The sequence below is a fragment of the Pseudoalteromonas sp. NH0006-26 genome (genome assembly GCF_057552415.1).
The window spans coordinates 19,686-32,613 of sequence record NZ_BAAJMJ010000003.1; the positions used below are offsets into that span (position 1 = coordinate 19,686).

At 39.3% G+C, this 12,928-nt stretch carries 9 protein-coding genes; 5 read left to right on the top strand and 4 right to left on the bottom strand.

The window, feature by feature from the left end:
* Positions 1-14 precede the first annotated feature (14 nt).
* Complete coding sequence (rep, locus tag AC27JR_RS05120) at positions 15-2,033, top strand: DNA helicase Rep (RefSeq protein ID WP_076918845.1); 2,019 nt, start codon at positions 15-17, stop codon at positions 2,031-2,033.
* A gap of 13 nt (positions 2,034-2,046) precedes the next feature.
* On the opposite strand, the gene AC27JR_RS05125 is transcribed toward rep, so the two are convergent.
* The 3 genes from AC27JR_RS05125 to elbB all read right to left on the bottom strand — a co-directional run bounded on the left by AC27JR_RS05125 (position 2,047) and on the right by elbB (position 6,034).
* Positions 2,047-4,611, bottom strand: coding sequence for a diguanylate cyclase domain-containing protein (locus AC27JR_RS05125; protein ID WP_487172969.1), 2,565 nt, complete (start codon positions 4,609-4,611; stop codon positions 2,047-2,049).
* 178 nt (positions 4,612-4,789) lie between these two features.
* A complete protein-coding gene (locus tag AC27JR_RS05130) occupies positions 4,790-5,182 on the bottom strand; it encodes a c-type cytochrome (RefSeq protein ID WP_008467917.1) in 393 nt (130 codons plus the stop codon).
* A 204-nt stretch (positions 5,183-5,386) separates the two neighbouring features.
* A complete protein-coding gene (gene elbB / locus AC27JR_RS05135) occupies positions 5,387-6,034 on the bottom strand; it encodes an isoprenoid biosynthesis glyoxalase ElbB (protein ID WP_487172970.1) in 648 nt (215 codons plus the stop codon).
* A gap of 510 nt (positions 6,035-6,544) precedes the next feature.
* Here elbB and polA point away from each other — a divergent pair.
* From polA to AC27JR_RS05150, 3 genes are all read left to right on the top strand, one after another.
* On the top strand, positions 6,545-9,280 hold the full coding sequence (polA, locus tag AC27JR_RS05140; RefSeq protein WP_487172971.1) for a DNA polymerase I: 2,736 nt from the start codon (positions 6,545-6,547) through the stop codon (positions 9,278-9,280).
* A gap of 494 nt (positions 9,281-9,774) precedes the next feature.
* A complete protein-coding gene (locus tag AC27JR_RS05145; protein ID WP_487172972.1) occupies positions 9,775-10,362 on the top strand; it encodes a YceI family protein in 588 nt (195 codons plus the stop codon).
* Complete coding sequence (locus tag AC27JR_RS05150) at positions 10,359-10,877, top strand: DUF1285 domain-containing protein (RefSeq protein WP_487172973.1); 519 nt, start codon at positions 10,359-10,361, stop codon at positions 10,875-10,877. Before AC27JR_RS05145 ends, AC27JR_RS05150 begins: the two co-directional genes overlap by 4 nt.
* Here the strand turns inward: AC27JR_RS05150 and yihA are convergent, their stop codons facing one another.
* Complete coding sequence (gene yihA / locus AC27JR_RS05155) at positions 10,878-11,519, bottom strand: ribosome biogenesis GTP-binding protein YihA/YsxC (protein ID WP_008112719.1); 642 nt, start codon at positions 11,517-11,519, stop codon at positions 10,878-10,880. It abuts the gene before it with no gap.
* Between the two features lie 281 nt (positions 11,520-11,800).
* On the opposite strand from yihA, the gene AC27JR_RS05160 reads away from it, so the two are divergent.
* Positions 11,801-12,433: a c-type cytochrome gene (locus tag AC27JR_RS05160; protein ID WP_008112717.1), complete on the top strand. Its 633-nt coding sequence runs from the start codon at positions 11,801-11,803 to the stop codon at positions 12,431-12,433.
* Positions 12,434-12,928 lie beyond the last annotated feature (495 nt).

The window sequence follows — 12,928 nt, forward strand, 5'->3', positions numbered from 1 at the left end:
ATCAGCTGGTCGTTATGAAACTCAATCCTAAACAAGATGAAGCGGTAAAGTACATTAGTGGTCCTTGCTTAGTATTAGCCGGCGCAGGCTCGGGTAAAACACGAGTTATCACCAACAAAATTGCGTACTTAGTACAGAAATGTGAGTATCAAGCGCGTAATATTGCGGCGGTTACCTTTACCAATAAAGCGGCTAAAGAAATGCGCGAGCGGGTTTTGCAAACCTTAGGCAAACAAGAGTCTAAAGGCTTATGGGTGTCTACCTTTCATACGCTTGGGCTTGAAATCATCAAAAAAGAGTTAAAAACACTGGGTTTTAAGCCTGGTTTTTCGCTGTTTGACGACCAAGATACGAATCAATTACTTGCTGATTTAACCGAAGACGAGCTTAAAAAAGACAAAGACCTATTGAACCTGCTAAAAATGCAAATTGGTAGCTGGAAGAATGAACTCATTTTACCAGAGCGAGCTATTGGTGAAGCACGAGATGCACAAAAGTCTTTATTTGCGCAGCTTTATGCGCGCTATCAAAATCAATTAAGAGCGTATAACGCGCTGGATTTTGATGATTTAATTATGATCCCCACACTGCTTTTAAGCAGTAATGCTACATCACGTGAGCGTTGGCAACAGCGTTTTCGCTATTTATTAGTAGATGAATATCAAGATACCAATACCAGCCAATATCAATTAGTGAAATTACTAGTAGGCGAACGAGCACGCTTTACTGTGGTGGGAGATGACGATCAGTCAATTTACTCTTGGCGTGGTGCTCGTCCACAAAACTTGGTGTTATTAAGTAAAGATTACCCTGGGCTTCGATTAATAAAACTAGAACAAAACTACCGTAGTGCTGGGCGCATTCTTAAAGCAGCCAATATCTTAATTGCAAATAACCCCCATGAGTTTGAAAAGAAGCTGTTTAGTGAGTTGGGCTATGGTGAGCAAATTAAAGTCATTGGTTGTCGCGATGAAGAACATGAATCAGAACGTGTGGTTGCAGAGATTATTTCTCATAAATTTATGAAACGTACCAGCTATAAAGATTATGCTATTTTGTACCGAGGTAACCACCAAGCGCGTGGTTTTGAAAAGTCGTTAATGAGTAACCGTATCCCGTATAAAATTAGTGGCGGGATGTCGTTTTTTTCACGTTCTGAAATTAAAGATATCATGGCTTACTTGCGTCTATTGGTGAATCAAGATGATGACAATGCTTTTTTAAGAATTGTGAATACGCCACGTCGTGAAATAGGTACGGTCACGCTTGAAAAGCTTGGCACCTTAGCTAATGAAAAACACCAAAGCTTGTTTGCGACCTGCTTTGATAACGACTTAGGGTATAGATTAAAAGGCCGTGGTTTAAATGCATTATCAGGGTTTGCTAGGTGGGTGGTTGAGCTTTCAGATAACGCAGTGCGCAGTGATACACTGGAGGCGGTTAAAGATTTAGTGCGTAATATTAATTACGAGGCTTACTTGTATGAATCATCGCCAAGTGCCAAAGCCGCCGAAATGCGGATGAAAAATGTCTCGGAGCTGTATCGTTGGATAACAGACATGTTAACAGGTGATGCCGATAATCCGCCAATGACACTGGCTGAAGTGGTTAGTAAGTTGACCCTGCGCGATATGCTTGAGCGTAACGAAGAAGAAGATGAAGCTGATGCGGTACAATTACTAACTTTGCATGCCTCAAAAGGGCTCGAGTATCCCTATGTATTTATGGTGGGCATGGAAGAAGGATTGTTACCACACCAAGTAAGCATTGACGAAGATAATGTTGATGAAGAACGCCGCCTTGCGTATGTAGGAATCACCCGCGCGCAACAAGAGCTCACCTTAACCTATGCTAAAATCCGTCGTCAGTTTGGTGAAACATCACAAACAGAGCTCAGCCGGTTTGTGCAAGAGTTACCGCAAGATGACTTAGCCTTTGAAAACAAAAAAGCGCCTAACACCCAAGCTGAGCGTATGGAAAAAGGCCAAGCGCGGGTTGCCAACTTAAGAGCGATGCTGAAAAAGCCACAATAATATATGTTTAGTGTTATTTTAACTCTGAATTTTTAAGTGTGGCTGACATAGCGCTAGTTAGCGGGTGCTGTTTAGCAACAAATAGGTTTAGACCGTGTTTATCTAAAAGGGCTCTAAAGTTTAATATTGACGGGCCTTTAGCTATTACTTTGATACGTTTAAGCTTAGTAATAGCAAGCACCCCCTGCAACTGCAAATCGTAGCATTCTTGCTGTAATATTCGCTTACTAAAGGTGGAGCTAAGCAGTAAATAATCACACTCTATCTCAGTCAGCAAATTAAGCTCGCATTTGTCTTTTGCGAAATTGTTCAAGCCAATCGAGTAACCGTTCTTTTTAAGTTGTTTTAAGTTTTCTAATTGCAGCGAACTGGCATAACGCAACTCTTGCTCATCAAATAATAAGCAAAGCTGGTCACTGTTTACCGACTGTTTTAGTGTCGCTTTTAGTAAAGAAAACTCGTGCTCTTCTAACAGTAAGCTTGAGCAAGGCAATAACGCAACGGCTATTTCTGCATGTTGTGCTTGTTTATAAGCTTGTTGAATGAGTTGTAATTCAACTTTGGCATGTTGCTCTTTATCATTAGCAAACTTCTTTAAAATATCAAAGCTGGTAAAGCCAAGGACTGGGTGTTCACCAAAAGCCTCAAATAACGATGCACACTGATAATGCTCATCTAAGGTGATAATATCTGAACTACGAAACGTCATAGGTAATACATCAAGGTGATGCAATGTTTGTGACTCATGTTGCAACATAGGCTCAGTGAGCAGTGGGTGAAATAACTCGAAGCGGTTTTTTCCTGAATTCTTAGCATAATACATAGCTGCATCGGCGTCGCGAATGATTTCATCGGTATGTTTATAGCTTTGCTTTGAATAGGTAATCCCAATACTGGCACCACTTTGTACACACACACCTTTAGTACAAAATGGCTTTTGCATAATTTTAATTATGCGATTGGCAACATCTTCTGCCTGGTTTGGCTCAGTCAGGTGGGTCAGTAATACTACAAACTCATCTCCGCCTAAACGCGCTAATAAGTCATGTTCACGAATACATTGTGAGAATAATTTGCTAACACTAATTAAAAACTCATCACCGGCATGATGTCCGAGTTGATCATTAATATCTTTAAACTTATCAAGATCAATAAACAGCACTGCAAAGTGTTCATCGCTATGGCGTTGATAATACTGTAGGGTTTTTTCTAATTGAGTTAAAAACAAATTCCGATTTGGTAAGCCAGTTAATGAGTCATGATGAGCATCGTGATAAAGCTGTTGTTCTATTTTTTTACGCTCATCAATTTGCATTTGCAAATGTAAATTTGCTTGGCTTAATTCTTTAGTTTTTTCATCAACCCGTGAAGCAAGCTCTTGGTGGCTCTTTTTTAGCGCCTGTGAAGCTAATTTTGTTTGTAATACCGTGGCAATTTGATGCGATACAAAGGTGATCAGTTCTGCATCATCGTGTGTGAAAAGGTGTTCATTATTATAAGCTTGGCAAACAATTAAACCTATAACCCCTTGCGAGGTTTTTAGCGGAGCACCTAGCCAGCTGGTGGCTCTCTTGGATTCATCAATTGGTTTCTCACGCTCTACAATGCCGCTATTTAATAACTCTTGCGCTCTTTGCGGGTGAATTATTTGTGTTTCTTCGGTGCTGATCACCAGTTCGCTATAACCCTTTGCAAAACGCCTTGGTTGGGTGCTGCCTTGAAATTCATCAACACTGTAAGGAAAGCTGATCCAACCCGATTCTTTATCATACAAGGCAATATAAAGGTTTTTCGCGTAAGTAATGGTTTTTATTATTTCGTGTATTTGAAAATAAGCATCATCTAAGTTTTTAGCTTGAGTTGTCAGCTCTGAAATTTTAAATAATATCTGCTGGCGTTGCAGGGCACTTTTTCGCTGTTGTATTTCAATGTTTAATGCGTCATTACTTTGCGTTAATGCCCGGGTTCTTAGTTTTACTTCTGATTCGAGTAACTCTCGTTTTTTAACCCGTTCAATTGCGGTGGCTAAATAGAGTGACATGGCCTCAAGCAGGTTTATTTGTTGCGAACTATAACCTTGTTGTGTGTCGTAACTTTGCGCGGCTAACACGCCAATTATGTTTTTTTCTTGGTAAACGGGGACGCCTACCCAATGTTCTGCAGGTGTACCTAATGCTCTAAATAAGCCTTGCTGGGCAGCATCATGCATTTGCTGTTTGGTAAAGTAAGTGGTTTTTCCTTGCTTGAAAACGTAACCCGTTGCGCCTTCTTCAAAATTATTATCTCGATTAAGTGCCACCGCAATACCATCTTTTTCATCAGAGAAATAAGACAATTCCAACTGTTGCGATTGGGGGTCAACCAGTACTACATAAAAGCTTTTACTCGGAACATACTTTTGTAAAATGTCATGAATAGCAGGGTAGAGTAAGGTTAATTCGGCAACAGTACTTGCCTGCTCTGATAATTGTATCAGAGCATTGTGGAGGTGGTAGGCATGTTTGTACTTCTTTAATAGTGCTTTTAGTCGTTTATTTTGGCGCACTACGCTATTAGGTACAGTGAGTTTATCTTCCAATGATGTTTAACCAGTTATAATTGTTTTGTATAGTTATTAATCATTATAGTTCCACTTTTAACATTTTGCGTCAAGTAGATATTTTTCTTAATTGTGCAGCGAAAAGTCGGGAATTAGGAACAAAAAAGGCTTACTAAAGAGTAAGCCTTTTATTTAAAACTTTTTGCGCTAGCTAATTTTAGTTAGCAGTCATAAAGTCGATTGCTGCGCTTATTTCATCATCAGAACAATCCATACACGTACCACGCGGTGGCATTGCATTAAAACCATTGATCGCATGGTCTAATAAGGTGTCACTACCTTTAGCAAGGCGCGGTGCCCAATCGTCAGCTGATTTAGGAGCACCTAAAGCACCAGTGCCATGACAAGCAAAACAGGCTGCTTGATATACTTGCTCGCCTGAACGAGGACCCGTAGGTGCAGCAACCGCTACTTTCTCACCTTCAAGGTAAACAGCACCAATAGGCGCTAAACGTTTTTTAATTGCATCTTCAGTCATAGAGTTATCATATGGCTGTGCGTATGCGGTGGTTGCTAGCACAAGTAATGCTGCAGCTGATAGTTTTTTCATTTTGCCTTGCCCACTTCAATTTGAACGTGATCAATCACGATTTTAAATGACGGAATTTAGAACAATTATAACTCCACTCAGTGATTTATAAAATGCTCAGAGTCGATTTTATTTATAAATACGACTAATGATTGTCCTAACTCAATAAATTACCAAGATAAAACGGGATCATTAGGCATATAAATGCGATCAGAACCCTTACGACTAACTCATAGCCAATACGTTACGTACTAGTTTTTCGATTCCTACATCGGCATCCATAATTGATTGTGCCAACATATAAGCAGGCGTTGTAACTAGCTTATTGTTTTTATCAATAACAATATCATCCACTTTACACTCAATATGCTCAGCGCCTAATGAAGTTAAAACATCGGCTGTGTCGCTATCATTACCAATAGTGATTTGTGGTTTATTATAAATGAATGGCAATAAAGCGGGTGCAATACACATATAGCCGGTGGCTTTGTTTGCTTTTGCAAATGCTTTACAAGCGCTGAGTACCTCGTCATTTACTTTTGCGTTAGTGCCATTAATAGCAAAGTCAGATAAGTTTTTAGCTACACCAAAGCCGCCAGGGATAATTAAAGCGTCAAATTGTGTAACGTCTAATTCTGTTAGTGATTTAATGTTGCCACGGGTGATGCGAGCCGATTCTACTAATACATTACGCGGCTCTGCCATTTCCTCACCAGTAATGTGATTAAGGGTATGGTGCTGCGTAATATCGGGTGCAAAACACTGATATTTCGCGTTGTTTTTTTCAATGTGTAATAAAGTAAGCACTACTTCATTAATTTCACTGCCATCAAATACGCCACAACCTGCTAAAATTACCGCTATATTTTTCATATTATTTTGCTCCATTGAAGTCATTTTAATAAAGTTTAACACGACGAATCAGTCGATTTAAAAATTTATTTGCTGGTTTTTTAGCCGCAAAGTAAGTTGTTATGCGCTATATGCCATTTGATAACTAGTAAGGGTGAAAAAAATTATAAAGGATCGCTATGATCTTTGATCCATTATGCTAGAATGCTCATCCAGTTATTTAAATGGACGTAAATAATCAAAGTGGGTTACAACACCAGTAACGGTTTAAATGCCTTTTCCACATTGATAAAAAAATAATAAAAAAGAACCTCGAATTATCTTTTTTTAAATAAAACAATAAACTACAAACTAATCTAAGCATTTTACTATGTTTCGGATGAATGGCTCGTGGGTGTTATCTACATAGTTATCCACAAGTTGCTAAAAATGTAGCGCCCTTAATCACATTAATTCACAGTCGTTTTATTTACTGCCTTATGGCATGCTTACACTCATATTACTTTTTTGTATTTAGGATCCAATTTTACCATGGCTCAGATCCCCGAAAACCCGCTTGTTCTTGTTGATGGCTCTTCATATTTGTTTCGTGCTTATCATTCGCCACCTCATTTAACTAATTCTAAAGGTGAAGCCACCGGCGCTATTTATGGCGTGGTAAACATGCTGAAAAGTTTGATCAAACAATACGATCCCTCACATATGGTGGTGGTATTTGATGCTAAAGGTAAAACTTTTAGAAATGACATGTACAGCGAATATAAAGCGAATCGTCCACCAATGCCTGACGATCTGCGAACCCAAATAGCGCCGCTGCACAGCATTATCAAAGCGATGGGTTTTCCATTAATTAGTATTGAAGGTGTGGAAGCTGATGACGTGATTGGTACATTTGCACGTATTGCTTCTGAGCAACAACGCCATGTACTGGTATCAACTGGTGATAAAGATATGGCGCAGTTGGTTAATGAGCATGTCACTTTGATCAATACCATGACCGACAGTATTTCAGATCCCGACACTGTGGTTGAAAAGTTTGGTGTTGGGCCTGAGCTTATTATCGATTATTTAGCTTTAATGGGCGATAAAGTAGATAATATTCCTGGCGTTGAAGGGTGTGGGCCTAAAACAGCGGTTAAATGGTTACAAAAGTACGGTTCGCTTCAAGGCGTAATTGATAATGCTGCTGATATTAAGGGTAAAATAGGTGAAAAACTTGCAAAAGCGATTGATCATTTACCGTTAAGCTATGAGCTTGCCACGATTAAATGTGATGTGGAAGTTGAATCTGATCTTGATACTTTTAAATTGCAAACACCGAATAAAGACGAATTAATTGCCTTATACGGTGAGTGCGAATTTCGTCGCTGGTTAGCTGAATTACTAGACAATCCAAAAGATGCTGACACACATTTAGCAGTTCCAACCCAAGAGAATGAGCTGCCAAAAGTTGAAGATGCACACTATGAAACGATTTTAACGCAAGCACAATTTGATGCATTGATAGAGCAGCTCAATGAAGCTGAGCTATTTGCTTTTGATACTGAAACAACCAGCCTAGAGTATATGAAAGCTCAGTTGGTAGGGATGAGTTTCGCAGTAAAAGCTGGGGAAGCCGCCTACTTACCAATTGCACACGATTACCCAGGCGCACCTGAGCAGCTTAGCCTTGAATTTGTGATGCAAAAGCTTGGGCCAATATTAGCTGACGAAAATAAAGCTAAAGTTGGTCAAAACTTAAAATACGATAAAAGTGTGCTTGCCAATGCTGGCTATGAATTAAATGGTATTAAGTTTGATACTATGTTGGAGTCTTATGTTTTTAACAGCGTAGGTACTCGCCATGATATGGACTCGTTAGCACTTAAATATTTAGGCCATAAAAATATTAGCTTTGAAGACATTGCTGGTAAAGGTAAAAAGCAGCTCACGTTTAATCAAATTGAGCTTGAAAAAGCGGCGCCATACGCCGCAGAAGATGCTGATATTACGCTTCGTTTACACCAAGTATTATGGCCGAAACTTGAGGCTGATGAAAAACTTAAATCTGTGTTTGAAGATATAGAAATGCCACTGGTCAGCGTTATTTCTGACATTGAGCGCACCGGTGTAGCGATTGACAGTAATATGTTAGCAGCACATAGCCAACGTTTAGGTGAGCGACTACTTGAGCTTGAAAAAGAAGCGTTTGAAATTGCAGGCGAACCGTTTAACTTAAGCTCGCCAAAGCAACTGCAGGTACTGTTGTTTGAAAAGCTCGAATTACCCGTTATCAAAAAAACGCCTAAGGGAGCACCTTCAACAGCAGAAGAAGTACTGCAAGAGTTAGCGCATGATTACCCATTACCTAAAGTGATTATTGAGCATCGCGGTTTATCTAAGCTTAAATCAACTTATACTGATAAATTACCACTGATCGTGAATGAGCAAACCAAGCGTGTGCATACTTCTTATCATCAAGCGGTAACGGCAACGGGTCGATTAAGTTCAAGCGATCCTAATCTGCAAAATATCCCTATTCGTTCAGAAGAAGGACGTCGTATTCGTGAAGCCTTTATTGCTGCTGACGGATATAAAATTGTGGCGGCCGATTACAGCCAAATAGAGTTGCGTATTATGGCGCATCTCTCGCAAGATAAAGGATTGCTCAATGCCTTTGCAAATGGCTTAGACGTGCATAGCGCGACAGCTGCTGAGGTATTTGGAGTTGAGCTTGAAGCCGTAACATCAGATATGCGCCGTAAAGCTAAAGCCGTTAACTTTGGCTTAATTTATGGCATGTCGGCATTTGGTTTGGCACGTCAACTTGATGTACCGCGCCATGAAGCACAGCATTATATTGATAAGTACTTTGAGCGTTTCCCTGGTGTTTTAGAATACATGGAAACAACCCGTGAAAAAGCAGCAGAAAATGGTTACGTAGAAACTATTTTTGGCCGCCGTTTACATTTACCAGAAATAAATGCCCGCAATGGAGCACGCCGCAAAGGCGCTGAGCGTGCAGCAATTAATGCCCCTATGCAGGGCACGGCTGCCGATATTATTAAAAAAGCCATGTTAACAGTACATGCATGGGTTAATCAGCAAGCGCCTAATACGGTTAAACTACTTATGCAGGTACACGATGAATTGGTATTTGAGATTAAAACAGAGTGTACTGAGCAATACACTAAGCAAATTTGTGAGCTGATGTCACAAGCGGCGCAGTTAGATGTACCACTTATAGTGGAAGCTGACGAAGGGAATAACTGGGAACAAGCGCATTAATTTAGTATGCCAAGGGTGCCTTATTATAGGTAAACACAACAGTTAAAAAGAATTATTTAAAAGCGCCAATAGGCGCTTTTTTTTTAGCTTGTAGGTTAAAAAAAAGTTAAATTAAACAGCAGTTTGTATTAAATCGTTAGAGGTTCGTCAATTCGCTTCGAATATCGATAATATGCTTGTATTTTTACGTTTGCTTTTGGTAAAGTGCCGCCGTCCTCATCCTGTAGGACATCCTGTTGATGATGCATCGTAAGATGCAACGTATTGATAGCTTCTCCCCAGTTTGCTATATCGGCCTATCATATATTTGATGGGCCGTTTTTTTAGCTTTACTCCAAAGCGTTAAATTTATTCTCTAATTGCACTTAGCATTTCAAGTGATACCATCAGTTTACTGGGCGTTTTCTTTTTACCTCAGCGTACTAGTGATTTTCAATTTGACTGATCAAAGTATTATTTTTTCGGGTATAAATCTTTTATTTTAGGAGTGCATTATGTTTAAAACGTTAGCCATAGCAGGTTTATCTTTATCATGTTTACTAGTTTCAAGTGTTGCATCGGCAAACTGGCAGCTACTCAACGACAAAAGCCAATTAAGTTTTGTCTCAATTAAAAAAAATAGCATTGCTGAGGCAAGCCATTTTACTCAGTTAACAGGCCAACTGAGTGAACAAGGCCAGTTTAGCGTAAACGTTGATTTAACCTCAGCTGAAACGTTTATTCCTATTCGTAACGAGCGCCTCAGCAAGATTTTGTTTGAATCTGACACTTTTGCAAATGCAGTATTAACCGCTGACTTATCTGATAAATTGTCACTTATTAAGCAGCCTGGGCAGTACGTATTAAAAGGTGTTAGCGCCGAGCTAGACTTTCACGGTCATAAAAAGCCACTTGCAGTTGATGTACTTGTTAGTAGTGCGGCAAACGGTGATTTAAGCGTAGCATCATTCACGCCTATTATTATTAATAGCGATGACTTTAAAGTCACCGAAGGGATAATGCAGTTACAAAAATTAGCCGGCTTACCTTCTATTGCCACTGCAGTACCGGTTACGTTTGCACTGACCTTTAAAAAACAGTGATTTCACTTAACGAACTTAGCAAGCAACTAAGCGAGCCAAGCAAACCTTTTGAACAATGGCAGCCTGCTCATTGCGGGCAATTGCCACTGTTGGTTGATGAGCAAGGTAAATGGTTTTATGCGGGTAGTGAAATTACCCGCCAGGCTATGATAAAGCTGTTTGCTAGTGTGTTGTGTCGCGAAGATGGGCAGTTTTATTTAAAAACGCCAGTAGAGAAAATTGCGATTGAGGTTAAGGATGCGCCATTTATTATTGTAAGTTGGCATCGTGAGTCGACATCTGATGGCGATGTTATTTGTTGTATTGATAACCTACAGCGTACCTGGTTATTAAGTCATGCAGAGCCACTTTATATCAATGACTACAAAGGCGGTGCAGTGCCTTATATGCAATTACCCCATGGCTGTTTTGCACGAATTGCCAGAAATGTGTTTTATCAGTGGGCTGAAATAGCCGAAGCAGATGAGCTCGGCTATTTTATTACTTCCGCGAATGAGCGGTTTTATTTAGGGTAATTACTCTGCGTCGGCGGGTGGAATTGCTACGATAGGGCCTAAGTACCACTCATCTAACTTTTTAGCGACTTCTGGTAAACCAGTGCCTTTAAGCGATGAAAAGGCATGAACTGTTATATCGCCATCTAATTCACTCAATTCACGACGAACACTAAGTACCTGTGATTTACGTGGACCTTGCTTTAACTTATCAGCTTTAGTTAATAATGCTAATACTGGAATTTCACTACCTACAGCCCAATTAATTAAATCGCGGTCTAAATCTTTCAATGGGTGACGAATATCCATTAATACCACAATGCCTTTTAAGCTTTGACGCTTTTGTAGGTATTCGCCTAACGATTTTTGCCATTTCTTTTTCATTTCAATAGGCACTTTGGCAAAGCCATAACCTGGTAAGTCAATTAGGCGCATGTCATCTACATCGGCAAGTTCAAACGTGTTGATCAGCTGAGTACGACCCGGTGTTTTACTAGTGCGGGCCAATTTTTGATCGGTTAGAGCATTAAGCGCACTTGACTTACCTGCATTAGATCGACCGGCAAACGCGACTTCAATTCCCGTATCAGCAGGTAATTTAGTGATGTCTGGCGCGCTTGTAACAAAAGACGCAGTGTTATACTTGATACGAGATTTGAGCACAGGCTCTCCTAAAACTTAAAAAAATAACATTGGGTAAACCAAATTCACCCGTGGCGCGTATTTTATACTATAAAGTAGCTATTAAAAAGTGTATTTGAGCATGTAAAATCATTGCTGATGGTACATTTTAACTGGCTTGGCGATTAATTTTACTCAAAACCCTATAATTTATAGGTTTAATGTGTGTAGAAAACGTGCCAGAGAATTTAATATCGTGTAGAATATAAAAATCACAACATCCATATTGTAGATGATACAGGGTCGGAAACAGAGAATTCACCATGAAAAAAATAGCACTATCTTTAACTATATTGCTTGGTGCGTTGTCAGCAAGCAACGCAACAGCATTTGATGGCGATGTAAACGCAGGTAAAGAAAAATCAGCAACGTGTGCGGCTTGTCACGGCCCAGACGGTAATGCGCCGGTTAACATCTACCCAAAAATTGCAGGCCAACACGCAGATTACATATACAAGCAACTTACTGAATTTAAATTAGGTATGACCTCAGGCGGTAAAGAAGGTCGTATGAATCCAGTAATGAGCGGTATGGCAATGCCATTGAGCGATCAAGATATGAAAGACTTGTCTGCTTACTTTGCTTCTTTGAATATGTCAGAAGGTGCTACACCTAAAGATGTTCAAGAAACAGGCGCCATGTTATACAAAGCGGGTGACGCTGAACGCGGAATTCCATCATGTGCGGCTTGTCATGGTCCACGTGGTAATGGATCTTCATTAGCTAAATTCCCAAAAATTTCTTTTCAACATCCAGAATACATCAAGTCACAACTTGAACAGTTCAGAGATGGTACTCGTAATAACGACCTAAACGGTGTTATGCAAGACATTGCTAAGAAACTAACTGATAAAGACATTGAAACATTATCTAAATACCTTGGTGGTCTACACTAAAGTCGTATTTATTTAGATATTGTTAACATAATACAATGTTAATTAGACAAAAAGCAGCCTTGGCTGCTTTTTTTGTTTCTGCAATGACCGATAAAGCCCCTCTACTTGTAAGACATTGACCATACTCTACTGTAAGAAAAGTCTCATTTTATTTTTGTTTTTCAATTTAACTTATTGTAATTTATGATTTTTAACGTCTTTTGTTATGTTTTACATAAGAAAAAAGATATAAATTAGTTGTAACAAAATTATTAACGAGTAAATTAACCCCTGTCGCAACAATAATAACAAATAGGAAAACGTTATAAGGATCGTAGTGCGGCACGACTGAATAGCACATTGAGAGTGCTACTAAAGGAAATAACAAAAAAGTGTCAGGAAAGACCGAAAATAATAAAAACTCATGGAAGTTTAATAATAAAAACAAAATGGAATGTTACACGGAAGATAAATAATAATAATACGGATAAAGAAATAATAATAAAAATAATAAAG